The sequence below is a fragment of the Pseudoxanthomonas sacheonensis genome, from assembly GCF_031455975.1.
GTDB lineage: Bacteria > Pseudomonadota > Gammaproteobacteria > Xanthomonadales > Xanthomonadaceae > Pseudoxanthomonas_A > Pseudoxanthomonas_A sacheonensis_A.
Map to the genome: position 1 here is coordinate 54,191 of NZ_JAVDTT010000003.1, position 26,391 is coordinate 80,581.

A 26,391-nucleotide genomic window follows, 5' to 3' on the forward strand; every position below is an offset into this window, starting at 1 on the left:
CTACGTGGCGATGACTCACTAACTCTGTTAAGAACACTGCTAGTACCTCAATACCCTGTTGGTGATGGCGTTGATGGTGATGGCGTTGATGGTGTTGGCGGTGGTGGTGGCGGCGGTGGGTTCTTTAATTTCTCTATGTTCTCCCTGAACGTTTTAATCTCTTTTTCAAGGTGCTCTATTCTTTTTTTCTGCTGCCCTTGTATTGCTTCCTTCGACATTTTTTCCATGCCCGGCCTTACTGTTGGATTCGCTTTGAATTCCTCTAACTTTTTTGTGTGTTCAGCAATTCGCTTTTCTAGAGATCGAATTCCACGCGTTGCCTCTGCGCTTATCTTTTTTTGTCCTTCCTTCAGGGCCTGACGACCTAAAAGCCCTCCAACAACAGGAAGTGCCGCACGACCTAAAAAAAGCAGCGTCAGACCGCCGACTGCACCCGCAGCACGCGCCGCCGATCGATCCATGAATTCGTCCCGCGACATTTCTCCGTTATTCATCGCCTCAATATCGCGGTCAATTGCGCATGTCGAGGGACCGTCGCAGCGGCCATCTGGATCAGTATTTTTGTACGGATTATTCGAGGCATACCAATAGCGGTTGAAGTTAAGCGCATTGATTGGACTTACCCCTACCGGATCACCTGATAGGAACCTGCCGAGGATCGGGTCGTAATAGCGCTGCTGCATGTAGGTCAGCCCGGTTGCGCCATCCTGCACATGCCCGGTATAGCCCGGCCCGTCCTTTGCCGCTCCCACCCTGTTCACCTGTTGCCCGAACGGCTCATATTCGCTGGTCTCCAGCAAAGTTCGGCTCTGGCTAGTCACCGCAATCGGCGTGCCCAGCGCATCGGTGTGCTGGTACTTGGTCGTGTAGGTCGCAGTGGGCACATCGCGCACGCGGATCGCCAGCAAGCTGCCCTGCAGGTACACGTACTCGCTCACATCCGTGGCGCGGTCGTCCCCCACCATCACCAACTGGCCGTTCTGGGTGTACTGGCTGTGCTTGGCTAGACCATTGACCACGTCCTTCACCCGGCGACCCAGGCCATCGTAGGCATAGGTGGAGGTCTTGGCGGCCACGGAGTCGGTCACCGTGCGCAAGCGGTTGCCATAATCGAAGCTGTACAGCACGCCGCTCTTGTTGGCCAGATTGCCCTGCACGTCGTAACCCAGACCGATGACGGTCGGACCACCCACGCCCGTGGTGACATTGGCCAGGCGGTTGTTGGCGTCATACACGTAAGCGTGGTTGCGGGCCTTGTTGCCCCCGGCCACGTTGACCGTCGTCAGGTTGTCCAGCACGTTGTAGCCGTAGGCGGCTGTGCCGAACATGCTGGAGGTGGTCTGGGTTAGCCGATCCAGGTTGTCGTAGGTCATGCCCCGGGTCTGGCGGGCGCCGGTGACATAGTCGGTGACGCCGCTGACGTTGGCGTGCTTGTCGTAGGCGTAGCCCAGATCCAGCGGCGTGCTGCCGGTCACGCTGTCGGTGCTACGGCTGGGCAGTTGTCGGGCGTTCTGGGTCATCGTATGGACGATGCCGTTACCGTAGGTGAACTGCTTGATAGTCCCGTTGGGGTAATAACTGACGCCACTGGCGTAAGTCCCCGCCTTGGTCGGCTGGCCCAGGGCATTGGGCGCGTAGTCGATGTTCAGGCCGTGCCAGTTGTTGACCGTCAGATGGCCATTGGCGTTGTAGCCATAATCGTAGGGCCAGTTGAGTTGGGGCGTAATCAGCGTCTCGCGCGTGATCAGGCGCCGTTTGTTATAGGCGTAGTTAAGGGTGGCTTGGCCGTCCGTCGCGCCATTGTTGGTCACCACCGAACTGGGCAAACCATCCGGCGTATAGGCATAGGTGGTGTTGCCCAAACCATTGGGGAAACTCAGGGTCTTGACCCGGTTGCGGGCATCAAAGGTGCGGTCCGCACGCCGGGCGGCCACCGCCGTACTGGTGCCGTTGGCTTCGCAGGCCGTGGTCGCAGGTAGACCTGCCGCCGACCAATTGAGGTTGCCCGCGGCGTCGTAGCCGGTCAGGGTGGCGCCGGTCTCCGGTTCCACGCTGCGGCACAACTCCTGGTTGGCGTTGTAGGCGTAGCTGCGGCTGATCGCCAGGCTGCTGGTGCTGTTGCGGCGTTTAAGTACCGTGGGCTTGCCGAACACGTCGCGAGTGATGTCGGTGAAGGCTCCTTCTGGGTGAGTAATGGCCACGGGCAAGTCATAGCTGGGCTGGTCGTAGGCCTGGTAGCTGGTGGTGGTTTGCCAGGCGGCGCCCTTCGGCGGCGTTGTACGAGTCTTGAAGCCGGTCAGATATTCGGTGAGGGTGGTCAGCAGGCCCAGCTCGCTGTCCTGCGTCACCGACGTCACTCGGTCCAGTGCGTCGTAGTCGGTCCAGATACCCTTGAGCGTGGTGTCGGCATAGTTGGCCAGTCCATTGGTGTTCATGGGATAGGACTGGAATTCCACTCGGCCTTGGACGTCATAGCGCTTGACGACTTCCGACAGCGTCCCGCTCACGTTGCCCAGGTCCAGGGTTTGCTCGACCACCGGGCGCCAGAGCGCATCGAAGATGAGGATCTTCCGGCCATTGCCGGTCAACGTTGTTTGCCGCCAGTGGCCGGCCGGCATGCCATAGGCCGCCGCGTTGCCTGCTGCCGCAAAGGTGATGGAAGTGGACGCCCAGGCGGAGGTATCGCACACGCCTACCTGCGTTTCGGAAGGGTAGGTAATCAGATTGACTCGACCCATGACGTCGTAGCCGTAACAGGTCTTGTAACCGTTCTCGTCGGTGACCGAAGTGATCCAGCCGTTGTCGTTGACTACTGCAGACTGGACGGCTCCAGTGGGCGACTCGGGCGTTATCGGATACTTGATGGATTGTGGGATGCCTCGCTTCCAACTCGACAGCGTCGTGACGTTGTTGTTGCCATCCTTGACCGTGGCCAGCGTGCCATCGGCGTTGTAGGTCAGCGTCTGCACCAGCTTGCCCGGAGTTGCCGCTACACCGGGGCCATATATCCGGATCGGCAGCGCCGTCAGCGAGTCATAATCGGTCTTGGACTCGATCACACCCGTGTTGGTGTTGGTCAAAGACGCGGTTTGGCCCAGCACCCACTTGGTGGTGTTGTCGTGATAGACAATCAAGTCCGTGCGGGTATAGGTTTGGGCGTAGACGCCCAATGGCAGGCCTAAGGTGGCAAGTGATAGGCCCAAGACAGCAATCCATGACTTCATAATATTTCCCCTCCCCTTAGCAGCCTGACGCGCCATTCCGCATACAAGCGCATTGCAAAAAGATCTTTCCTGACCTAATCCAGCTCGTGTCTACGGCGCCGGCGCACTCGAACGCGTTATCCGAGTTGGACGGACGAACTGATCGTATGCGTCGACCTGGGAGGTGAACGCTCGCCCGTCTTGAGTAATTGTTGTGGTCCAAGCTGGTCTATTCTTCAACAAAAACGGGTTATTGAGAATTTGACTCGGATCGTTCCCAATGATGTCCGGGAAAGGCTGGCCACTAGCACTGCTTAGGTATTGATAGCTTTCAGAGCGTGAAATCCCAGACGCTGAGATTGTTTTAGATAACAGCTGGCCTGCGTTAATAGCGTAATCATTTCCAAAAACGTAGGTAGTTATCTTGCCGTCATTCTCGGACACTACAGTTCTAGCTGTAGCTGCACACCCCTGACATTCTGAAGCATAGCTCCAACTCGGATAATATTTTACATTCCATATTTTCTGAGGAATTCCGGGGCCGGAAATAGACTTATAGTAAAGAGCATTGCTTATGTAAGCTTTTGGTATGTAGGAATACGCCAAAGCGCATGCACCGGGAGTTTTGTTGTAGCCAAACATAATTGACCTAAAGCCAAAATCCCCAATCGCTCCAGAAGGGTGCGTAATTCGAAAGTAGGACAACTCAGATCCCAACGGGCTTTGATCGGATGAACGATTTCCTACAGTAATTTGGCAGGTGCCCTCCCAAGAAGCAGGTCCAATTAAGGGACTGGCCGGATTAAGAGCGCCTCCATATGTCCACTTAGATGCGTCGGGCAGAACTACATTCAGAAGCTTGTCGTAATCTCTCTGTGAAGTCGACGTCACGCTATATGTGTATTGCCAGACTCTCCCGCCAGTAGATACCGAAGCCACTTTTCCATTATCTGGATTGTAGAAGACATTTATGACGGCCCCATCGCTAGATTTTATTTGGCTAATTCTGTGCGGGCGATTTACATCGTAAATATATTCGACAGTGCCGCCAAACCTGTCTACTGCCTTAGTTGCGTATAGGCGCATTTGCGCCAAATTCAAATCTCCACGCGCAGTAGAAATGAATCCCGTACCTGCCGTAGCGAGCCAATCGAAATAATACTTCGCTCCATCAGGAAGCGTGACGATAAAGCCCTCGCTTGGTCCATTCTTGATCGTCGGCAGACACGAGACCTTCCAGTTTGATTTTGTTGTCGAAACATATTTAACTCCATCCGAAGGCCTGCCTCCATCAGCCAGAAGCTCCAGCATCCTTTCCTTTCCATATCCCGGTATTTTGATATCAATTCCAAAATGGAAGTTATGCGCTGGTATTACTATGCTGCTTACGTTTGCAGCACCGACCGAAAAATGCCCACCTGAGCAGCGCACATCATTTGGCCATGGCGTTGTTGTCCATCCGCGGTCGGCCACAAAATCGCCCTGCATATAGGGCACCTCTGTATCCCAACCAGACCCGAAAATGTCAGGGACTGGGTTGTCTGTCACGTGTGAAGACCCACCTCCTCCTTTAAATGTTGTTACTGCCAGACTTCTTCCCAACTGCATCGGGAGTTTTACGTTTGTTTCAGCTGTAACGTCCGTCGCAGCAAATGTCGTTGCACCATTTTCAAAATTTGTTCTATCCCCAAACAAATCCTCCCCTAGCGGGCTGATGTTGGTTTTTTGGTCTATCTTTTCGCTATATTCATAGTTAACAGTCCCTATACTTTGAGCTGCCGCAAGGGGAATAAAGACTAACTGCGCCGCAACTATGGCAAGGAGAATAAGTTTCATATTTTTCATAACTTTAAAGACCTTTATCCTTGTCCTGAGCGCGCCGCTTCGTTGCTCGGTCTAAATAGCCCTGAGCCGCATGCTGCAAGTAAAACAACCCACCAACGGAGCTACTGATATGCGGATTTACTCCACCTCGAATACATATTCGTCAGACAAAGTAAATCCGAGAACCCCTCTAAATCCCCTTTCCCTACAATTGCGCTAGTGCTGTTCCCTGCCCAGCACTTAGATCGGGAGACATAATCCTACTACCGCCGGACTAACAGCCCTTTGGGATGCAACTCTCGCTCAAAAACTGTATATCCCTGCCAGATGACAAAGGCAACAAAAATTTGAATTGGCCCGCTTAATGTTTCGTGCGTCACATTTATGGCTCTCGCTTGCACGCACCACTCACTTAATTTATCGCTCAGCTCTGAAGCACAGACCTAAGATTTGAGCTATTTAACAGTGATGGCCCGCCATTAAGTGCGCAAAATTTTGGCCACTGACAAAACAAAACCCTTGCCTGACTAAACAGGCAAGGGCTCATTCACAGTCCGCGCGTTGGTTTAGAACCTGTAGTTCAAACCCACCAGATAAGTGCGGCCCCACTCGATGTGCTCTAGCGGACGGTCTTTGGTCCCGGCGTAAGTCTGGTACGCCTCGTTGGTCAGGTTGCTGACTTGAAGCAGCAGACTCAAACCCGCCAAGCTGGTGCCATCGCCGAATGCGTAGCTCACCTGCGCGTCGGTGATGTTCTCGCCGACCACATAGCGTAGGGTCCGATTGCCGGCGAAGTTGCCGATCTCGCCGATGTAGTCCGAACGCCTGCGCTGGCTGACGCGTGCTTCGAAACCATTGCGCTCGTAGTACGCCGTCAGGTTGTAGACCCTGTCCGAAAGGCCGGGCAGGCTGATGTCGCCGCCGCCGACGCTGGACGAGCTTTCCGGGTCCCTGATTTTGATGTTGCTGTCGGTGAAGCTGGCGCTGGCCACGATACCGAAGCCCTCCAGTGCGTCGGCGAACAGATCAAGCGGCAGCGACGCGGTCAGCTCGAGGCCCTGCAGATGGCCACCCTTGCCATTCTGCGGCGCAGTGAAAGTACCGGTTGTCAGTGCAGCGGGGCAAGGCTGATTCGGGCCTGCTGGTGTGGTGCAAGTATTGGGCGGCACGTAGGAAGCGGCAAAATCCGAGAAGTCGTATCCATCGATAGTCTGCGTGTAAATATAGTTCCGCAGGTCCTTGTAGAAGTACGCCGCCGCTACATAAGCCTTATCGCCGAAATACTTTTCGTAAGAAATGTCGAAAGCATTGGCACGCCACGGGTCCAGTTGCGGGTTGCCGCCACTAGCACCAGGCTTGCCGGTCGCCGTTTCCACGCCGATTTCCGTCGAGGCACGCAATTGGTCTACGCGTGCGCGCGCGACTTGCTTGGCGAGGGCCACGCGAAGCGTCTGGTCTTCGGTGAGCATGAAAGCAAGGTTCAGGCTTGGCAGTACGTCGGTGTAGGTCTTGCCGCTTCCAACCGGCTGGATCTGACTGCCGGCTGGTTTCGTCGTATCGAACGAGTTCGCTTGGGACGACTGATCGGTGTGCTGGATCTGGAAGCCGATATTGCCACGCATCCGCACCGTGCCCAAATCGGTATCGATGTTGGCCTTGAGGTAACCGGTGGAGATCTTCTCAAGCACTGTCCAGGCTTTTGCGACCAGGAACGGGGCATTCTCGTTGGGCTCGAACGTCATGTAGCGGCCGACTGCACCCGGCACGTTCCACGAAGGGATGAAGCCGACGCCCGCGAAGCCCAAATCCACCGGGTCGTACTGCAGATCGGCCGCAATGGTCGTGCTGCCTTGGGCACCGAGATTGATGCTGCCCTCGGGCTGCCGCTTGCTCTTCTCGCGATCGGCATAGTTCAAGCCAAAGTCGATATCCGAGAACCAGCCGAGCGCAGCCGGCGCAGGCAGCGAAGCGGCCAGCTTGAAGCTTTTTAGTTCATCCCTGACCTTCGGTGTCTTACCGTAGCCCGAGCCGTAAATCGTTCCAGTCAGGAACAGTGTGTCGGGATTCGAGTAGTCCAGCCCGGGCGTTACCTGGGGGAATCCATTGCCGGAATAATCCAACGTGACCGAATCCAACTGCGGTGCCGGAAGCAATTGGGTGTTGTTCTCGAGGTTGAGCTCATCGCGCTCGGCTTTGGACCAGCTGACGTCGGCCACGATCTTCGCTTGACCGACATTGAACTCGTTATTCCAGCCAACTGCGTTGATTTCGTCCTCGCGCTTGTTGTACATGCCGCGCACCAACGGATACACGCCGCTGGCGGTACCGCCAGTGAAAGTATTGTTGTCGTTGATCGTTGCGCCCGCGACATTCAGTCCCGGCGTGTAGCCACCGTTGTAGCCACCAAGGTGTACTTCGAACTGATTAGCAGTGTCGATTTGCGTTGCGTTGGAGTGGAACATGTCCAGCGTGCTGGTCCACGCATTCGAAGGCCGGTACTGCACAGTGGCCATCACGCCATCGCGCTTGGTGTCGCCCGTGCGGCGCAGGGCCTTGATGCCGTCGGAGTAGTACGTGCCCGCGGGCACGCCAGGACGCCAGCCGTCTCCCAACGACTGCCAAGGCTCGTACAGACCAACCTGGTTCTCCTGGATCGGCGTTTCCGAGTATGAATAACCGAGGGCCAAGCCGATCGTGTTGTCGGCGAACTGGTCGATATAGCTCATGTTGAAGCGATGACCAGTGGCATCGGAATTCGCCGCGGAACCCAGCGAATTGCGCTGGCCGCGAACGCTGACTGCCGCAGCGGATTCGCCGAAACTCAACGGACGGACCGTTTTCATGTCGATGGTGCCGGACAGGCCCTGGCCCACCAGCCCGGCATCCGGGGTCTTGTAGACAGTAACGCCGTTCACCAGTTCGGACGGGTATTGATCGAACTCCACGCTGCGGTTGTCGCCGGTGCTCACCAACTCGCGGCCATTGAGCGTGGTCGTCGCGAAGTCGGGCGACAAGCCACGCACGCTGATGACCTGCGCACGGCCCGCGACGCGCTGCGCGGCAAGGCCAGGCAGGCGGGCGATGGATTCGGCGATGCTGACGTCAGGCAGCTTGCCGATGTCTTCGGCCGAGATCGCCTCGACGATGGAAGTGGAATCGCGCTTGACCGAGATCGCGCCCTCGATGCCTGCGCGGATGCCGGTCACCGTGATCCGGTCGAGTTCGACCGCATCCTCGCTGGCCGGTTGCGCCGTCTGTTCTGCGGTCTCTTCAGTCGATTGTGCATAGGCACTCGTGGCGCTCAGTGTCATCGCGGACACCAAAGCCACGCTCAGCAGATTGCGCTTGAGCTTTACCATCTCCCCTCCACTCCCATGGTTGGTTTTTTGATTGTTGCCAGACTCTCCATGACGCCGAAAAAACGTCATTAGGAGAGCTGTAAGTCCGGGTACGCGGACCGCCCCCGATACGTGCGGCAATGGTAGTCGTGGCGCTCCCCGCACAACTTATGCTGCATACGTATTCATGCTGTGCAGCGGTGCAATCGGATAGCGGATGTCATCGAAGGATCAGCCGGAAACCGGTTTCATATCCGTAGGCGCAGCCCTGTTCAGGCGGCCACTCGCAACGCTGAGGTTGCGTTTCATATATGCAGAACTGCTTCAAAACGTGCCGTTTCTCATGGCAAAGAAATTACGCTGCATTGCAGCATGCAGATCGCTGACACTCGAAGGTCGCACTTTGCCGTCATCCCAGCGGTTTTCAACATCCGAATGGCTGGTCAAGCTGGGATCCATCTTGATCTTGCTCAGCGGATAGCGAACGTCAACATGGATTCCAGCGTTCGCTGGAATGACGACCGAATGTCATCCCGAGCATAGCGAGGGATCTGTTCTGCCCGGCGAAGCAGCAGATCCCTCGCTGCGCTCGGAATGACAGGAACTGAATACGACAGGAGCCAAGGTTGTTCCGATCTTCCTTAGCGCACTTCGGCGTAGAACGCGCCTCGGGCGGGCAATCGCAGGAGCGATCCTTCCAGATGTCCTTCCACCAAGCCATGGTCACCGATGGCTTGTGCATCGAGGCCGGCCGGAAGCGACCATTCCACCGCTTCCGCGGAGAGATTGAAGACCGCCAACAGGCGCTGATCATTGAAACTGCGGGTGAACGCGAGCACGGGTTCGGAAGTATCCAGGAAACGTATGTCCCCCCATTGCAGCGCCGGCATGGTCTTGCGCCAGCGCAGGAAAACGCGGGTGGCGTTGAGCGTGGAGGCCGGATCGTGCTCCTGCACTTCGACGGCCAGTGCGCGATGGGGTTCGGCGACCGGCAGCCATGGTTGTCCGGAAGTGAATCCCGCATGCTCGCCGCGGGTCCATGGCATAGGTGTGCGGCAGCCGTCGCGTCCCTTGAAGGTCGGCCAGAACGTCTTGCCGTAGGGATCCTGCAAGGCTTCGTAAGGCACGTCCGCCTCGCCCAGACCCAGCTCTTCGCCCTGGTACAGGCATACCGAGCCGCGCAGCGAGCACACCAACGCCACCAACTGCTTGGCGAACGCGTCCGTCGCGCCCGCGCCGCCCCAGCGCGTGACCGCACGCTGCACGTCGTGGTTGGAAATAGCCCAGCATGGCCAGCCATCTGCCATTTTCGCTTCCAGGTCTTCGGCGGTCGCGCGTATGTAGGCGGCGGTGAAATCGTCGGTCAGCAGTTCGAAGCTGTAGCCCATGTGCAAGCGCTTGTCGTTGACGTACTCGCCCATGGTGGCGAGCGAATCTTCCGACGATATTTCGCCCAGACTCGTCGCTTGCGGATGGAGATCCAGCAACGCGCGCAGCTTCTCCAGGAACACCAGGTTCTCGGGCTGCGTGTTGTTGTAGTAGTGGTACTGGAAGGCGTAGGGGTTATCGGGACTGAAGCCGCGGCCCACCCGCTTCTCGACCGGCTTGGGCGGGTTGTCGCGCAGCTGCCGGTCGTGGAAACAGAAGTTGATCGCATCCAGGCGCAGTCCGTCCACGCCTTTCTTCAGCCAGAACTCCACATTGTCCAGCGTCGCCTGCTGCACCTCGGGATTGTGGAAGTTGAGGTCGGGTTGCGAGGACAGGAAGTTGTGCAGGTAATACTGGCCGCGTCGCGGCTCCCAACGCCAAGCCACGCCGCCGAACAGCGACATCCAGTTGTTGGGCGGACTGCCGTCGGGCTTGGCGTCGGCCCACACATACCAGTCGGCCTTGGGATTGTCGCGGCTCTCGCGGCTTTCCTTGAACCATTCGTGGTCGACCGAACAATGGCTCAGCACCTGGTCGATCATCACCTTGATGCCCAGCCCATGCGCCTTGGCCAGCAGGCGGTCGAAGTCGCCCAAGTTGCCGAACAGCGGATCCACGTCGCGGTAGTCGGCGATGTCGTAGCCGAAGTCGGCCATCGGCGACTTGAAGAAGGGCGAGATCCAGATGGCGTCCACGCCCAGGCTGGCGATGTAATCCAGCTTGTCGACGATCCCCGGCAGATCGCCCACGCCATTGCCGTCGGTATCCATGAAGCTGCGCGGATAGATCTGGTAGATCACCGCGCCACGCCACCAACGATTGTTCGCCATCCTTATCCCCGACATTGGTGTGCGATCCCCGCCTTGTTCTTGCAACGGGCGCCACTATTCCATGTCGCGCACCTGCAGGCATTGGCCTTGTCGGCACGCTCGCCATGAATACGTATGCAGGCAGATGCGTGCTTACGACGGCGAAACTTGCGATCCGATGGCGGGAAGTTCGCGGTTATCGAACGATTTACCTTAAATACAAGGGTTTTCCCGAAGTCGTGGAGAGTCCGTCGCTCTACGCGTCGAGATCGTCGAGCGCTTGGATATGTTTGCAGTGCAGCATGGTTTCCCAACCCATTGCCTGCAACATGTCGAAGGTCACGATGCAGCGCCAAGGGGAAACCGCAGGATGAATAGATCGGGCACGAACAGCAAACCGCAGCTTTCGTTCTGGCAGATATGGAACATGTGCTTCGGTTTCTTCGGCATCCAGTTCGCCTTCGCGTTGCAGAACGGCAGCATGAGCCGCATCTTCCAGACCCTGGGCGCGGAGATGGACGATCTGGCCGTGCTGTGGATCGCCGCACCCATGACCGGCCTGCTGGTGCAACCCATCATCGGTTACTACTCCGACCGCACCTGGACCCGGCTGGGCCGCCGCCGCCCCTACTTCCTGGTCGGCGCCATCCTCACCACCCTGGCGTTGTTCGTGATGCCGAACTCATCGGTGTTGTGGTTCGCCGCGATCATGCTGTGGCTGCTGGATGCGTCGATCAATGTCTCGATGGAACCCTTCCGCGCCTTCGTCGGCGACCAGCTGCCACCGGAGCAACGCACGCGCGGCTACGCGATGCAGAGCTTCTTCATCGGCGCTGGCGCGGTCGTGGCCTACCTGCTGCCGGAGATACTCACCCAGCTGGGCATCGCCAACACCGCGGCGACGGGCGAGATTCCGTCCAGCGTGCGCATGTCTTTCTACATCGGCGGAGTGGTGCTGATCTGCGCGATGGGCTGGACCATCTTGCGCACCCGCGAATACCCGCCCGAGCAACTGCAAAGCTTCGACGATGCCGAACCGGAGGCCGTCGACGCTCCTGCGCCCGTGTCCAACGCACGACTGGCGGCGGAAGTAGCGGTGTTCACCATTCCGGCGGCGATCCTGGCCTTCTGCATCCGCCACTACGCCTGGGACAAGTCGCTCTATCTGCTGGCGGTCGGACTGGCGGTTTACGCGCTGTTGCTACTGGTCACCTCCGGCGGCAAGCGCGGAGGCGGCCTGGGCGAAATCATCCACGACGTGCGCAACATGCCGACCACCATGCAGAGGCTGGCGGTGGTGCAGTTCTTTTCCTGGTTCGCCTTGTTCGCGATGTGGATCTACACCACGCCCGCGGTGACTTCACTGCATTTTCACAGCTCAGACACCACGTCGACGGCCTACAACGACGGAGCCGATTGGGTGGGCGTGCTGTTCGCCGCCTACAGCGGATTCTCGGCGATCGCGGCGTTCGGCCTGGCGCCCTTGTCGCGCCGCATCGGCCTGCGCGCCACCCATCTGGCCTGCCTGGTGATCGGAGGACTGTCGTTCATTTCCTTCCGCTTCATCAGCGACCCCAACTGGCTGCTGCTTCCCATGGCCGGCATCGGCATCGCCTGGGCGGCGATCCTGGCGATCCCCTACTCGCTGCTCAGCGGCGCGGTGCCGGCGAAAAAGATGGGCGTGTACATGGGCATCTTCAACTTCTTCATCGTCATTCCCCAGCTGGTCGCCGCCAGCCTGCTCGGCTTCCTGCTGAAAACCTTCTTCGGCAACCAACCGATCAATGCGCTGATGATCGGCGGGGTCAGCCTGATCGTCGCCGGACTGTGCGTACTAATGGTGCGTAAGGAGACCGTCGCATGAGTTCGCCTCGTACAAGCCGGCCACGCATGAAAGCGCTCGCCTTTTCGATTCTGTGTGCCGCATCGACGGGCGCGCTTGCCGCGGACGCCGATGAGTTCTACGGCACCACCGAACCCTTCGCCAGCGAATCCATCTACTTCGTCATGACCGATCGCTTCGTCAATGGCGACCCGTCCAACGACCATTGCGACCAGGGCGGAACTTACCGTACCTTCGACATCCCCACTCCGGGAGCACCGGAGGGCGAAAGCGACAACATCGGCTACCTGGGCGGCGATTTCAAAGGCATCCTGGAGAACGCGGGCTACATCCGCGACATGGGCTTCACCTCGGTCTGGGTGACGCCTATCGTGGACAATCCCGACGAAGCCTTCACCGGAGGCGATCCCGCCAAGTGGGGCGGTATGTTCACCGATCGCGGCAAGACTGGCTTCCATGGCTACTGGGGCATCAACTTCTACAAGCTGGACGAACACCTTCCCAGCAAAGGCCTGGATTTCGCCGGTTTCACCCATGCGATGAAGGAACAGAAGCTGGACGTGGTGCTCGACATCGTCGGCAACCACGGCTCGCCCGCCTACAGCATGCCGAAGATGCGGCCGCAGTACGGCAAGGTCTACGACCGCGACGGCAAACTCGTCGCCGATCACCAGAATCTGGATCCTGCAAAACTGGATCCCGTACACAAACGCCTGCACGCCTTCTACAACACCAGCGGCGGCTTGGCCCAGCTGTCCGACTTCAATCAGGACAATCCGGCCGTACTGGAGTATCTGGTCGGCGCCTACGAACAATGGATCGACCAGGGCGCGGCCGCATTCCGCGTGGATACCATCGCCTGGATGCCGCATTCGTTCTGGAAGAAGTTCGCCGACCGCATCCGCGCCAAGCGGCCGGGCTTCTTCATGTTCGGCGAGGCGTTCAACTACGACGCCGCACTGATCGCCGGCCATACGCTGGAGCGCAATGGACACTACAGCGTGCTGGACTTTCCTCTGCGCGGAAAGATGGCGGCGACCTTCGAGAAGAAGGACAGCGACTTCGCCGAACTGGCCACCGCGCTTTACCTGGAAGACGGCCCTTACACGAATCCCTACGACCTGGTGACCTTCTACGACAACCACGACATGGCGCGCATGAACGCCACGGATGAGGGTTTCATCGACGCCAACAACTGGCTGTTCACCGCGCGGGGGATTCCCGCGGTCTACTACGGCTCGGAAACCGGCTTCATGCGCGGCCGCGCCGAGCACATGGGCAACCGCAACTACTACGGACAGGACCGCGTGGATGCCGCCGGCAAGAGCCCCATCTACCCTGCCTTGAAGCGCATCGCCACCCTGCGCCGCGAATCGCCAGCTCTGCAGCGCGGATTGCAGTTCAACCTGCGGATGAAAGGCGACGAAGCGATCTTCTATCGCGTCTACCAGCGCGAAGGCATCGCGCAGACCGCGCTGGTGCTGCTGAACAAGAGCGATGCGGCACGCAGCATGACGGTAAGCGAATACTTGCAGCCGGGCGCCTGGCGCGATGGTTTCAACGGCAAGAAACTGAAGGTCGGCAAGCAACTCCGCACCGAGGTTCCCGCCCATGGCGTACGCGTGCTGTTTTTCGACCAGGCGCTGACCCGCAAGGATCTGCGCGCGCGTCTGGCTGATTCCATGAGCCGCAAGGATCGCTGACTACCTCACGGATTGCTTGGATTCCTCAGAATTCCGGTGTCGCGTTGCCGCAATATCTGCGGTCCGGTCCGGTGAACGTCAGGCAGCGCCGGAAGAACGCCTCAAGGCCAAGGTCACCGGTATGGTCCGGCTTTGCGCCGGCTCGTTGTTGACCAGCGCCAGCAAGGTCTCCACCAGGATGGTACCGGCCAGTTTGGTGTCCTGCTGCACGGTGGACAGGCTGGGGTTGACGAACCCGGCCATCGGGATGTCGTCGAAGCCCGCCACCGCCACCTCTTCCGGCACGCGCATGCTGCGCTCATGCAAGGCCTTCATCGCACCGATGGCGATCAGGTCGCTGGCGGCGAAGATCGCATCGAACGGTGTCCCCCGCTTCAGCAATTCGCACGCCGCTTCATAGCCGGACTGCTCGGTGGTGATGGCATCGAACTGCAAGCCGGGCTGCACCCGTTGCCCGCTGGTCAGCAGCGCATGCGCGTAGCCGCGGTAGCGCTCAAAGAATTCGGGGTAGTGATTGGAGGCATGGCCCAGGAAGGCGATGTTGCGGCGTCCCTGGTGCAGCAGGTGCTGGGTGATATCGTGTCCGCCCTGGAAGTTGTCGCAGCCGATCGAAATCCCAGGCTGCCCCGGCAGTACGGCGCCCCAGCGGACGAAATGCGTGCCCTGCTCCACCAGACGCTCGAGCCGCGATTGCGATTCCAGATAATCGCCATAACCCAGCAGGATCAGGCCATCGGCCTTGTTGCTGTCCTCGTAATCGGCCTGCCAGTCGGTCGACAACTGCTGGAAGGAGATAAGCAGGTCGTAGCCCCGCATGGCGCAGGCGCGGGTGATGGAGCCCAGCATGGACAGGAAGAACGGATTGATCTGCGAGTCGTCGGGCGTGGGGTCCTCGAAGAACAGCAGGGCGATGGTGCCCGAATGCTGGGTGCGCAGGTTGGAGGCGTTCTTATCGACCTTGTAATTGAGCTGCTCGGCGATGGCCTGGATGCGTTTGCGGGTTTCCTCGTTGACCATCGGGCTGCCGCGCAGCGCGCGCGAGACCGTGGGCTGGGAAACCCCTGCCAGGTGCGCGATGTCGAGCGAAGTGGCCTTGCCTTTGATGGTCATGGCGACATGGTGGCAGAAATGTCCGCTGCGGGCATGGCGCGCCGCACAGCGGATGCGGCGCCTTGGATGTCATCCCGAGCGCGGCGAGGGATCTGCTGCTTGTCGTGGAAAACAGATCCCTCGCTGCGCTCGGGATGACAGCGTAGGGTTGTCCAGACTTCCCTAAGCTCCGAGAATGCGCGCCCGGAACGCTTCGTAGTCCGCAGCAATCAGGTCGGCGTGCGCAGGACGCGCCAGCAAGTCCGCCAGGGCCGGCGGCACCTCCAGCGGCCGGTCGATCAAGGGCTCCACCACGCTTTCGAATTTGGCGGGGTGCGCCGTCGCCACCGCCGTCCAATCGCCGCTCGCCCCTTGCGAGCGCAAACCTTCGAGTGCCCTTATCGCAGTAGCGGTGTGCGGACAGAAGATCTCGCCATGCTTCGTATAGCGATCCTGGATGGTATTGCGGATCTGGTAGTCGTTGACGCTTTCGGCGGTGAAGTCCGCGCGCAATGCCGCATCGTCGCCGTTGTACAGCCAACGCAAACGTTCGAAATTGCTCGGCGCGCCCACATCCATCGCATTGGCGAGCGTAGCGATGCTGGCCGCGGGCGAGTAGTCGGCGCCCGAGAAGAACTTCGGCAGCACATCGTTGGCGTTGGTCGCCAGCACGATGCGCCCGATCGATACGCCCAGCGCCCGCGCCATGATCGCGGCCATCGCGTTGCCCAGATTGCCGGTGGGGATGACGAAGTTCAGCACCTCGCCGGTTTTCCACTTGTGGGCAAGCGCGGCCTGCGCGTAGTAACTCATCTGCGGCAGCAGCCGGCCCAGGCTGATGCTGTTGGCCGAACTCATCGGCGCCTGCGCCTGCAGCTCGCCATCGTTCAATGCTTGCTTGACCAGCGCCTGGCAATCGTCGAACGAACCGGTGACCCGCAGCGCGGTGATGTTGTCGCCGAAACACCCTAATTGGTGCGCCTGGCGTGGCGAGACACGACCGTCGGGATAGAGCACGACCACCCGCAATCCCGGTTGGCCATGGAAGGCGGCGGCGACCGCCGCACCGGTGTCGCCGGAGGTGGCGACCAGGATGGTGAGCGGACGGTCTTCCCGCTTGCGCAGGCGCGCCAGGCAGGCGGCGAGGAAGCGTGCGCCGAAATCCTTGAACGCGGCAGTGGGGCCATGGAAAAGCTCCAGCGCGTAGTCGTCCGTGGTCGCCAGCGGCACCAAGGGCGATGGAAAGTCGAAGGCTTCCCGACAGATCGCTGGCAACTCAGCGGCCAGCGCGTCGTCTTCGAAGAACGGCGCGATGAGCTGGGTGGCGGTATCGGCAAGGTCGCTGCCGAGTTCGAGCGGCCTGGCAAGCGGCTGCTTCTCCGGCACATACAACCCGCCGTCAGGCGCAAGGCCGGCGGCGATGGCTTGGCTCAAGGTGGCGGTTGGAGAATTGTTGCGGGTGGAAATGAAGTTCATGGGTTGTCCGTATTGCGGGCTTCCCTTCTCCCACCGGGAGAAGGTGGCGCGTAGCGCCGGATGAGGGAGGGAGAATGACTGGCTACGAATCTTTCCGTAATCGGATGGTCCACTCCCTCATCCGCCCTACGGGCACCTTCTCCCAGTGGGAGAAGGAAAACCTATAACACCGTCGCCGCCGCACTATTGATCGGCGACACCCAAGCCTGGCTGTCGAACCCGGCAGCCGCGAAGGCCTCCTGAATCGCTGGCACCGCCGCTTCCGCCTGCGCGCGCGTCTCGAACCATCCGAACACGCTAGGACCCGCGCCGGAAATGCTCGCACCCATCGCACCGGCGTCCAGCGCGGCCTGCTTGGCCGCATCGAAGCCGACGATCAATGGCGCGCGTCTCGGTTCCACCAGCACGTCCCGAAGCCCGGCCCGCACCAGACCCGCATCGCCGGCATGGCAACCCGCCAGCACCAGGGCCAGATTGGCCGACTGCGAGACGAATTCGCTCAGGGCGTAACCGCCTTTCAACGCCTCGCGCGCGCGACGCGTTTCCAGGATCGCTTCCGGATGCACCAGCACGCTGTGCCAGGCCTCCGGCACCGATACCTTCACCAGTCGGTCGGCGGTGGAAAGCACCAGGCCGCCCAGCAACATCGGACCCAAGTTGTCGCCATGGCGTCCGCCGCTGGCGACCGCTTCGCCGGTCAATGCGAACGGATACAGCGCCTCGCGCGACAGCGGCGCGTCCAGTAGCTCGTTGGCGGCCACCAATGCGGCCACGCAGGAAGCCGCCGAACCGCCCATTCCCGAGCCCAGCGGAATGCCCTTGTCGATTTCGACCTCGAAGCCGAACGGCAATGCCAACGCTTCCCGCAACGCGATCAGCGACGCTCCGGCGGTGTTGCCTGGCGCATCCAATGGCAGGTCCACCGTCGCTCCGCGGATCGCGGCAATGCGCACTTCAGGCGCGTCGATGCGGCGGACGGTGACCGTGTCGCCGACACCTTCGATCACGTGGCCGAGGATGTCGAAACCGACGCCGACATTTCCCACCGAAGCCGGAGCGAACGCCCTCGCGGAAACCCTCACAGGTTCGCCCCCTGCCCCGCTGCGACGCGCAATACGTCGGCGAACACGCCCGCGGCGGTGACTTCCGGACCTGCGCCTGGACCCTGCACGATCAGCGGGTTGTCGCAGTAGCGGCGGGTGGTGAATTGCACGATGTTGTCGGTCAGGCGCAAGTTGGCGAAGGCGTGCTCCTTCGGCAGTTCCACCAGGCCTACGCTGGCCCTGCCTTCGGCATCGAGCTTGGCGACATACCGCAACACCTGACCCGTCGCCTTGGCTTTCGCCAGTTTGTCGGCGAACAGCGCATCCACTTCGCCCAGGCGCGACATGAAATCCTCGACGCTGGCTTCGCGCAACGCTGCGGGAACCAGACTCTCGACGGCGACATCGTCCAGGGTCATCGAACGCCCCGCCTCGCGGGCCAGAATCACCAGCTTGCGGGCGACGTCGGTGCCGGAAAGATCGTCGCGAGGATCAGGTTCCGTGTAACCCAGGCCGCGCGCTTCGGTCACCAGCTGCGAGAACGGCACGCTGCCGTCGAACTTGTTGAATAGCCACGCCAACGTGCCGGAGAAGATGCCTTCCACCGACAGCACCGCGTCGCCGGTGTCGATCAGATCGCGCAACGTGGAAATCACCGGCAAACCCGCGCCCACCGTCGCTTCGTAGCGGAAACGCGCGCCGCTGGCCGCCGCGGCTTCGCGGATCGCTTCGTAGCGCGCGCTCGGGCCCGCGCCGGCCTGCTTGTTGGGCGTGACCACGTGGATGCCTGCCGCCAGCCAGTCCGCATAGCGGTCGGCCACGATCGGGCTGGCGCTGCAATCGACGATCACCAGATGCGGCAAGTGCGAGCCGACCAGGTGCGCGGTGAAACGATCCAGATCGAGCGCTTCGCTATCCGCGCCGAAACTGGCGCGCCAGTCGCCGCCGATGCCGCGCCCGTCCAGCAGCATTTTCTTGCTGGACGCGATCGCCCGCAGCCGCAGATCCAGGTTCGCCTTGACCAGCAGCTGCGGCTGCGCGGCGCGCAACTGGTCGAGCAGTGCGGCGCCGACGTTGCCCGGCCCGATCACGCCGACCGCGAAGGTTTGCGGCGACAGCCAGAAACCCGCATGCGCGGCGCGCAGGGCCTTGGTGGCGTCGGCGCTGTCGATGGCGACCGAAATGTTGCGCTCCGAAGAACCCTGCGCGATGGCCAGGATGTTCACCCGCGCGCGGCCCAGCGACTCGAACAGGCGCGCCGCAACGCCAGGCTGTCCGGCCATGCCGTCGCCGACCGCCGCCAGCACGCTGACGCCCTCGGTCAATTGCACGCGCTGGATCTGGCCGATATTGAGTTCGTGGGCGAACGCGTTGAGCAGCGCGGTCTGCGCACGTAGCGACTCCGCCGCACGCACTACGCAGCAGATCGAGTGTTCCGACGAGCCTTGCGAAATCATCACCACCGACACGCGCGCTTCGCGCAGCGCGGCGAAAACGCGTTCGGCCGTGCCGGGCACGCCGATCAGGCCGGTGCCTTCCAGATTCAGCACCGCCAGGTCCGGGCTGAGGGTCAGACCCTTCACCGGGCCGCTGACATCGCGCTCGGCGGTGATGCGCGTGCCGGGATGTTCGGGATGGAAAGTGTTGCGGATGATGATCGGCAGACCGCGTTCTATCGCCGGCGACATGGTCTGCGGGTGCACGACCTTGGCGCCGAAATAAGCCAGTTCGCAAGCCTCGTCGTAGCTGAGCGCGCTCAACTGCACCGCTTCGGGAACCACGCGCGGATCGGCGGACAGCACGCCGTCCACATCGGTCCAGATATGCAATTCGGCGGCGTTGAACAGCGCGGCGAAGATCGCGCCGCTGTAGTCGCTGCCATTGCGGCCCAGAGTGGTGAGGCGATTCTGGCGATCGCGTGCGACGAAACCGGTCACCACCACGCGGCGCTGCGGGTTTTTCGCACGCCAGTCGGCCAGGCGCTGACCGCTGACCTCCCAGTCGACCTCTACGCCCAGATCGCTGCGATCCACCACCAGCACATCTCGTGCGTCCAGTACGGCGCAGTCTTCGCCTTTCGATTTCAGATAATCGCCGAGCAATCGGGCCGAACAGACTTCGCCCAGACCCTGCACGCGGTCCAGTACCTCGCGCGGAAGTTCGCCGATCACCGCCAGCGCGGCCAGGATTTCGGCTAGCTTTTCGAAGCGTTCGTCCAGCCACTCCAGGGTCGGGCCGGAGTCCTCGCCCAGCAGCGACACCACCGCTCCGCGATGCCGTGCGCGCAGTTCGTGCCAGGGATCGCGCCAATCGTTGCGGCTGCGCGCGGCCAGTTCGCACAACTCGATCAACGCATCGGTCACGCCCTTCATCGCCGAGACCACGGTGATCTGCTCGTCTTCGTCGCGCGCCAGCAGCAAGCCGGCGACATGGCGGAAGCGCTCGGCGTCGGCGACCGAAGTGCCGCCGAACTTGTGCACGATGGTGCGGCGGGAAGAACTGTCTGGCTGTTGCTGTGCTGCGGACGACATAAAACGACGGACCTCTGGGTGAGGTCCCCGCGCGACTCAGGATCCGGGTTCCCCCGCATCCTGATCCGGGTGCGGGGACGTGGTTAGCGGAAACTACGCGAACACGACCGACCGCACCCCGGTAATACCGGTAATGGTTTCAGTTGTAATGATTGCGGAGCGAGTGCGCATTGGATGCCAAGAGAACATGATACGCATGGCTGCTGTCAAGTGCTGCAGTGCGGCAATGGTGGCGGCGCGCAAGAACCAGTAGATCAGCTAGGGCCGCCGGAGAACGCAAAACACGTCTGGGTACGCCTGAAGTGCAACTGCGACAAAGGCACTTAGTAGAACGCAATCCACTCCACCGTGACGCTTGTGTTCGCTACGGCGGTGCCTGTGTTATCGCGTACCTGCAGATCAAAAGTCGCCGCGTTCCTTGTGGTGGTCGGGCGCGGGTGGTAGGCAGTGCCGAATTGACAAGTCATGGAGATCACGCGCGGGGCAATACCGAGGCCGTGCGTAATTGTGATGTAGCCTGTCGCTGAAGTATTGGAGGTGGTGACGCCACTACCCAAGGGACAAGAAATCGTACCTGCGCCACCGAATACCAGCGTGGTCATGCCCGCCTGAGTGATGATCGGCGGGTTCGCCAGGCGCAAGGTGTTGCCTGCGGCCACCTCGATACCAAAGGATGTCCCGGCGTCGAAGTTCCAACGACCGACCGACCAATTCGCGCCACGGACCACGTTACCTGTGCCGCTGACTTTGACATTGCAGTCTTGCGGCAGATCCATGCCTACGTTGTCGATCATGATCGCGTTGTTGTTTCCGCCGATATCGATGTTGCTGGCGTTAGCCGGCCCCCCTACGGACACGCCCAGGATATAACCATGCGTCAGGATCGCGGTGACTCCGTTCGCACCGCCAGAAGCGACGCGGAACCCATAGCCGCCGTTATCGAAATCGAAATTCGACAGACGAACCTTGAGCGGCATGGCCAGAGTGCCGGCAATCGGCTCGCAGACAACGCCATCGGCATACCCCAAGGTGAAGATGCCACACAGGTCAGGGTTATCTACATCCCGCAGCACAATGGCCTTGGCGTTGGCGCGTAGCTGAGTCCGCACGCTGGGCGAGTTGCTAAAGAACGGCCAGAAATGCACGTCACGAATCCGACAGGTATCGCCGGCATCATTGATCTCAATGCCGACACTGAGCGGTTCGCCGCGCAGGCGCTCAATGGATAGGCGCGTCCCGCCCCAGCACAGCAAACCCTTGGTCGGGTTGTAGAGGCTGATATCACGGAGCAGTAAATCGCAGTTCTTGGCTTCGATATCCCAGCCGTGCGCAATCGGTGTGAAGCTGCCGTCCGTGGTAGCCGGTTGCGTGCGATAGGTGCCGATACCGTCGAAAATGACGCCCGTGCGGTGCACCGAATCGTTGATAAAGAAGCCCACGCCGGTATGGTCCAGGAAAAACCAGGAACCCTTGCCGCGCGTCTGCACGTCGCCCAGCCAGCCCACTTGCATTTCATTGCCGTCGCCGTACAGCGTCAGTGCGCCAGTGACGTTGACTTTTGCCGTGAGTCGATAGTGGCCGGGAGCGTAGAGCTTGCGCCGCGCGGCAATCGCTGCATTGATCGCAGCCTGCACGTCGGCGGTTGCATCATAGGTGCTGGTGCCAGCTAGAATCGCAGCGTGCTGTGTTGAAGGAATGAAATCGAGGACGCACAGCGTATCGTTGAGCTTGTCCGCAACGGTGCGTGCCAAGGCGCCGACATCTGTCAGCTTAAACGCCACCAATGCCGCTCCTTTCTCCGAGTCGCTGCCGTTGGCTAGATCACCACGCAATGTATCGTCGCTCATTAAGATTCCCAAACTCAATCGTCGACATTGATACTTAACTGGTGACCCCGGCGCGATTCGAACGCACGACCTGTCCCTTAGGAGGGGACCGCTCTATCCAGCTGAGCTACGGGGCCTTGGGCGAAATTGTAACGGTTGGGGATTGGCAGTTGGTGGTCAGTCGTGAACAGGAGTAAGTGCTTTCCCCCTTGGGCTTTTGATCGTAAGCCACCAGCAAGTCCCTCTCGATCCCCCTTATATCTGTGGGAGCGCCGTCCCGGCGCGAGCTTTCAGCCTTGAGCCACGGCCAGAGCTCGCGCCGGGACGGCGCTCCCACGCAGCCGATCACATCAGATGCCGGCCAAAGGCAGCTGGGGCTGCGCCAAGCGAGCGCATGGCCATGTCCAATCGAGCGGTCCCCGCCCGTGCTACCTTCCCCAAGCCGGTCCGCGATGTTTGCTGCCGGCATCGGGGGCGGCTTCATCGGGGGAAATCGGGAAAACCACGCGGCGCGCTGGCGCCGCCAGGCTCCCGTCGCGGCGGCGTTGCGCGGAACCCTTCAGTTTTCAGGAGTCGTGTTGCATGTGTCCCAGTAAGGTCGCCGACGGTGGCGAAAGAGGTTGGATCGTTCCCATCGGCGGCGCCGAGAACAAGGAAGACAACCCCCGTATCCTCAAGCGCTTCCTCGATCTTTGCGGTGGTCGCGACGCCGAGATCGTGGTGATCCCCACCGCCAGCCAACTGGCGGATACCGGCAGCCGCTACGAAGACATCTTCGGCGATCTGGGCGCCAGCCGGGTCGATGTGCTGGATTTCGACACCCGCCGCGATTGCCATGAACAGAACCGCCTGGACCGTATCGAGCGCGCCAGCGGCATTTTCTTCACCGGCGGCAACCAATTGCGCCTGTCCACCATCCTGGGCGGCACTCCGGCGGCAAAACTCATTCGCGAACGCAACGCCTCGGGCATCACCGTGGGCGGCACCAGCGCTGGCGCCAGCATCCTCAGCGAACACATGATCGGCTTCGGCAAGGAGGGCGCCTCGCCCCAGGCCGACAGCGTGCGTCTGGCCCCTGGCCTGGGCCTGACCAACCGGTTCATCATCGACCAGCATTTCCGCCAGCGCGACCGCCTGGGCCGTCTGGTCGCGGCGCTGGCCTACAACCCGTTCGCCATCGGCATCGGCCTGGACGAGGACACCGCCGCCTTCATCGGCCCGGACAACACCTTGGAAGTCGAAGGCAGCGGCGCGGTCACCGTGGTCGACGCCGACGGGCTCACCTTCTCTTCGATGGCCCAGGTCAGCGAGAACAAACCGGTCTGCCTGCTCGGGCTGACCGTGCATATCCTGGTCGCAGGGGCTACCTTCAACCTGCACACCCGCAAGGCGTCGGCCGGTTCGCTGGCGCAGTCGAAATCCTGATGATTCAAACCCCGCGCTTCAAAACCATCGTGATTCAAAACCATATGATCCAGAGGTAAGGCATGCGCATCCTCGAACGTTCCGTCTACGTCGGCCCCTCGCAATACGCCCATTTCCCGGTCATCCGCCTGGAACTGGACCTGCAGGCGCTGGAAGCCTGGCCCACCGGCAAACTCGGTACAGCGTTCGTCGATGGACTGATCGCCGCCCTGCCCGGCCTGGCCGAGCACGGTTGTTCGTATCGCGAACCGGGCGGCTTCATCCGCCGCATGCGCGAGGGCGAAGGCACCTGGCTGGGGCACGTGCTGGAACACGTCGCGATCGAACTGCAGAACGTGGCCGGCGAGAACGTCACCTTCGGCAAGACCCGCAGCGTCGGCGAGGATCGGCCAGGCGTGTACACGGTGGTCTACGAATACGCGCAGAAAGAGGAAGGCATCGCTGCCGGCGAACTGGCGCTGAAACTGCTGTCCTCGCTGCTGCCGGTCGAGTTGAGGCCGAAAGACAGCGTGCCGGCCGATTGGGACTGGGATACCGCGCGCGACGACTTCATCCGCTACGCGCAGCGTCGTGCGCTGGGTCCCTCCACTGCCTCGCTGGTGCGCGCAGCCGAAGAACGCGGCATCCCGTGGCTACGCCTGAATCAGCAATCGCTGATCCAGTTCGGCCATGGCAAGTACCAGCAGCGCATCCAGGCCACGGTCACCGGCAAGACCCCGCATATCTCGGTGGAACTGGCCAGCGACAAGGAAGAGACCAACAAGATCCTCGGCTCGCTGGGCCTGCCGGTGCCGCGTCAGGAGCTGGTCAGCGACGCCAGCGGCGCCCTGCGCGCGGCGCGCAAGCTGGGCGGCACGGTGGTCACCAAACCCTACAACGGCAACCACGGCCGTGGCATCACCATCAACATCTCCAGTGAGGACGAAATCCGCGAAGGCTTCGCCGCCGCGCGCGAGCACTCGCGTTCGGTCATCGTGGAGACCTACATCGGCGGCGACGATCACCGCCTGCTAGTGGTCAACGGCGAACTGATCGCCGCCACCAAGCGCACGCCCGGTCACGTGGTCGGCGACGGCAAGAGCGACATCGTCGAGCTGGTGGACCAGGTCAATTCGGATCCGCGCCGCGGCGTCGGCCACGAAAAAGTGCTGACCCGGCTGGAACTGGACGCGCAGGCCGACTTGATGCTGGAGCGCGTCGGCTACAACCATTTCTCGGTGCCCAAGGAAGGCGAAACCGTCTACCTGCGTTCCACCGCCAATCTGTCCACCGGCGGCACCGCCACCGACGTCACCGACATCATCCATCCCGACAATCGGGACATGGCGGTGCGCGCGGTGCGCGCCATCGGTCTGGACGTGGGCGGCGTGGATTTCATTTCGCCCAACATCGCCGAGAGCTACAAGGCCATCGGCGGCGGCATCTGCGAAATCAACGCCGCGCCGGGCTTCCGCATGCACGTCGCGCCCAGCGAAGGCACGCCGCGCGATGCCGCCGGTCCGGTAATCGACATGCTGTTTCCGCCGGGTACGCCCACCCGCGTACCCATCGCAGCGATCACCGGCACCAACGGCAAGACCACCACCGCGCGCATGCTGGCCCATATCACCAAGATGGCGGGTTACACCCCGGGCCTGACCACCACCGACGGCGTCTACATCGACGGACAGCGGACGGTGGAAGGCGACATGACCGGACCGGTCTCGGCCCGCATGGTGCTGTCGGATCCGCAGATCGACATCGCGGTGCTGGAAACCGCACGTGGCGGGTTGCTGCGTTCGGGCATGGGCGTGCCGGAAGTGGACGTGGGCGCGGTGCTCAATGTCGCTTCCGATCATCTTGGCCTGAAAGGCATCGACACGCTGGAGCAACTGGCCGAGATCAAGCGCATCGTGGTCGAAGTCGCGCGCGACTGCGCAGTGCTCAACGCCGACGATCCCAACGTGCTGAAGATGTCGGCCTACACCGATGCCAAGGTGATCTGCTACGTCACCTTGAACCCCTCGCACACGCTGGTGCGCGAGCACATCCGCGCCGGCGGTCGCGCCTGCGCGCTCGAAGCCGGCGTCAACGGCCACATGATCACGCTGTACGACAAGGGCAGCCACATTCCGCTGATGTGGACGCATCTGATTCCGGCCACGCTGGAAGGCCGCGCGCTGCATAACGTGCAGAACGCGATGGTTGCGGCGGCGATGGCGTTCTCGCTGGGCATCAAGCTGGATGCGATCCGCCAGGGACTGCGCACCTTCGACACCACGTTCTTCCAGGCCCCGGGCCGCATGAACGTGTACAACGAACACCCGTTCAAAGTACTGATGGACTACGGCCACAACGCCCACGCGGTGGGCATGATGGCCGACCTGGCCCAACGCCTGGACGCGACCGGACGTCGCATCGTGGTGCTGACCGGACCCGGCGACCGCCGCGACGAGGACCTGCGCGCCATCGCCGATGCGGTTGCGGGAAAATTCGACCACTACATCGTGCGCCGCGACGACGCCCTGCGCGGCCGCGACGGCGACGAGGTGCCGCGCATCATCGCCAAGGCCTTGCAGGCCGGCGGCGTGGCCGAGGACGCGATGTCCATCATTCCGGACGAACAGGAAGCGATCGACGCGGCGTTGCGCATGGGTCAGCCGGGCGACCTGATCCTGGTCTTCGCCGACGCGCTGACGCGTTCGTGGAAGCAGATCATCAAGTTCCAGCCGCAAGGCGAAGTGGCCAAGGCCGCACCGCGGGTGGAGCTGCCGTCTCTGGTGACCTCCGCGGAAGAAGCGCCCTTCGCCAGCATGGAAGGCGTGATCCGCGAGGAACGCGGGCTGGTGTTCGAGCGCGAAGAAAGCGACTGAG

At 61.2% G+C, this 26,391-nt stretch carries 13 protein-coding genes and 1 tRNA gene; 4 read left to right on the forward strand and 10 right to left on the reverse strand.

What is annotated here, in order from left to right; all coding sequences use genetic code 11:
• Positions 1-47 precede the first annotated feature (47 nt).
• The 4 genes from J2W94_RS12370 to J2W94_RS12385 form a co-directional block, all read right to left on the reverse strand.
• Positions 48-3,224, reverse strand: coding sequence for an RHS repeat-associated core domain-containing protein (locus J2W94_RS12370; RefSeq protein ID WP_310093813.1), 3,177 nt, complete (start codon positions 3,222-3,224; stop codon positions 48-50).
• A gap of 90 nt (positions 3,225-3,314) precedes the next feature.
• Positions 3,315-5,039 (reverse strand): hypothetical protein, encoded by a 1,725-nt coding sequence (locus J2W94_RS12375; protein WP_310093816.1) that lies wholly within the window; start codon positions 5,037-5,039, stop codon positions 3,315-3,317.
• 554 nt (positions 5,040-5,593) lie between these two features.
• Positions 5,594-8,386 (reverse strand): TonB-dependent receptor, encoded by a 2,793-nt coding sequence (locus J2W94_RS12380; RefSeq protein WP_310093820.1) that lies wholly within the window; start codon positions 8,384-8,386, stop codon positions 5,594-5,596.
• 620 nt (positions 8,387-9,006) lie between these two features.
• Positions 9,007-10,623: an alpha-glucosidase family protein gene (locus tag J2W94_RS12385; RefSeq protein WP_310093823.1), complete on the reverse strand. Its 1,617-nt coding sequence runs from the start codon at positions 10,621-10,623 to the stop codon at positions 9,007-9,009.
• A 349-nt stretch (positions 10,624-10,972) separates the two neighbouring features.
• On the opposite strand from J2W94_RS12385, the gene J2W94_RS12390 reads away from it, so the two are divergent.
• Both J2W94_RS12390 and J2W94_RS12395 read left to right on the forward strand, forming a co-directional pair.
• The gene (locus tag J2W94_RS12390; protein ID WP_310093826.1) at positions 10,973-12,466 is read left to right on the forward strand and encodes an MFS transporter; all 1,494 of its coding nucleotides are present in this window, start codon (positions 10,973-10,975) and stop codon (positions 12,464-12,466) included.
• Positions 12,467-12,492: 26 nt separating this feature from the next.
• Positions 12,493-14,148, forward strand: a complete 1,656-nt coding sequence (locus tag J2W94_RS12395; protein WP_310094862.1) for an alpha-amylase family glycosyl hydrolase — start codon at positions 12,493-12,495, stop codon at positions 14,146-14,148.
• A 78-nt stretch (positions 14,149-14,226) separates the two neighbouring features.
• Here the strand turns inward: J2W94_RS12395 and J2W94_RS12400 are convergent, their stop codons facing one another.
• The 6 genes from J2W94_RS12400 to J2W94_RS12425 form a co-directional block, all read right to left on the reverse strand.
• Positions 14,227-15,258 (reverse strand): LacI family DNA-binding transcriptional regulator, encoded by a 1,032-nt coding sequence (locus tag J2W94_RS12400; RefSeq protein ID WP_310093829.1) that lies wholly within the window; start codon positions 15,256-15,258, stop codon positions 14,227-14,229.
• A gap of 162 nt (positions 15,259-15,420) precedes the next feature.
• Positions 15,421-16,713, reverse strand: a complete 1,293-nt coding sequence (thrC, locus tag J2W94_RS12405; RefSeq protein ID WP_310093831.1) for a threonine synthase — start codon at positions 16,711-16,713, stop codon at positions 15,421-15,423.
• 161 nt (positions 16,714-16,874) lie between these two features.
• On the reverse strand, positions 16,875-17,795 hold the full coding sequence (locus J2W94_RS12410; RefSeq protein WP_310093834.1) for a homoserine kinase: 921 nt from the start codon (positions 17,793-17,795) through the stop codon (positions 16,875-16,877).
• A complete protein-coding gene (gene thrA, locus J2W94_RS12415) occupies positions 17,792-20,287 on the reverse strand; it encodes a bifunctional aspartate kinase/homoserine dehydrogenase I (RefSeq protein ID WP_310093836.1) in 2,496 nt (831 codons plus the stop codon). The genes J2W94_RS12410 and thrA overlap by 4 nt, the downstream gene beginning before the upstream one ends.
• Before the next feature lie 323 nt (positions 20,288-20,610).
• Positions 20,611-22,134 carry a hypothetical protein gene (locus J2W94_RS12420; RefSeq protein ID WP_310093840.1) on the reverse strand — a complete coding sequence of 508 codons (1,524 nt, stop codon included), beginning with the start codon at positions 22,132-22,134 and terminating at the stop codon, positions 20,611-20,613.
• 39 nt (positions 22,135-22,173) lie between these two features.
• Positions 22,174-22,250 (reverse strand) — tRNA-Arg (locus J2W94_RS12425).
• A 445-nt stretch (positions 22,251-22,695) separates the two neighbouring features.
• On the opposite strand from J2W94_RS12425, the gene J2W94_RS12430 reads away from it, so the two are divergent.
• Both J2W94_RS12430 and cphA read left to right on the forward strand, forming a co-directional pair.
• Positions 22,696-23,538 carry a cyanophycinase gene (locus J2W94_RS12430; protein WP_310093843.1) on the forward strand — a complete coding sequence of 281 codons (843 nt, stop codon included), beginning with the start codon at positions 22,696-22,698 and terminating at the stop codon, positions 23,536-23,538.
• A gap of 62 nt (positions 23,539-23,600) precedes the next feature.
• Complete coding sequence (gene cphA, locus J2W94_RS12435) at positions 23,601-26,390, forward strand: cyanophycin synthetase (RefSeq protein WP_310093847.1); 2,790 nt, start codon at positions 23,601-23,603, stop codon at positions 26,388-26,390.
• Position 26,391: the final 1 nt, after the last annotated feature.

Bases quoted from the DNA above. Each gene is read 5' to 3' on its own strand.
- cphA (WP_310093847.1), top strand. From the start codon at position 23,601: ATGCGCATCCTCGAACGTTCCGTCTACGTCGGCCCCTCGCAATACGCC.
- J2W94_RS12420 (WP_310093840.1), bottom strand. From the start codon at position 22,134: ATGAGCGACGATACATTGCGTGGTGATCTAGCCAACGGCAGCGACTCG.
- J2W94_RS12395 (WP_310094862.1), top strand. From the start codon at position 12,493: ATGAAAGCGCTCGCCTTTTCGATTCTGTGTGCCGCATCGACGGGCGCG.
- J2W94_RS12380 (WP_310093820.1), bottom strand. From the start codon at position 8,386: ATGGTAAAGCTCAAGCGCAATCTGCTGAGCGTGGCTTTGGTGTCCGCG.
- J2W94_RS12430 (WP_310093843.1), top strand. From the start codon at position 22,696: ATGTGTCCCAGTAAGGTCGCCGACGGTGGCGAAAGAGGTTGGATCGTT.
- J2W94_RS12400 (WP_310093829.1), bottom strand. From the start codon at position 15,258: ATGACCATCAAAGGCAAGGCCACTTCGCTCGACATCGCGCACCTGGCA.
- thrA (WP_310093836.1), bottom strand. From the start codon at position 20,287: ATGTCGTCCGCAGCACAGCAACAGCCAGACAGTTCTTCCCGCCGCACC.
- thrC (WP_310093831.1), bottom strand. From the start codon at position 16,713: ATGAACTTCATTTCCACCCGCAACAATTCTCCAACCGCCACCTTGAGC.
- J2W94_RS12385 (WP_310093823.1), bottom strand. From the start codon at position 10,623: ATGGCGAACAATCGTTGGTGGCGTGGCGCGGTGATCTACCAGATCTAT.
- J2W94_RS12390 (WP_310093826.1), top strand. From the start codon at position 10,973: ATGAATAGATCGGGCACGAACAGCAAACCGCAGCTTTCGTTCTGGCAG.
- J2W94_RS12375 (WP_310093816.1), bottom strand. From the start codon at position 5,039: ATGAAACTTATTCTCCTTGCCATAGTTGCGGCGCAGTTAGTCTTTATT.
- J2W94_RS12370 (WP_310093813.1), bottom strand. From the start codon at position 3,224: ATGAAGTCATGGATTGCTGTCTTGGGCCTATCACTTGCCACCTTAGGC.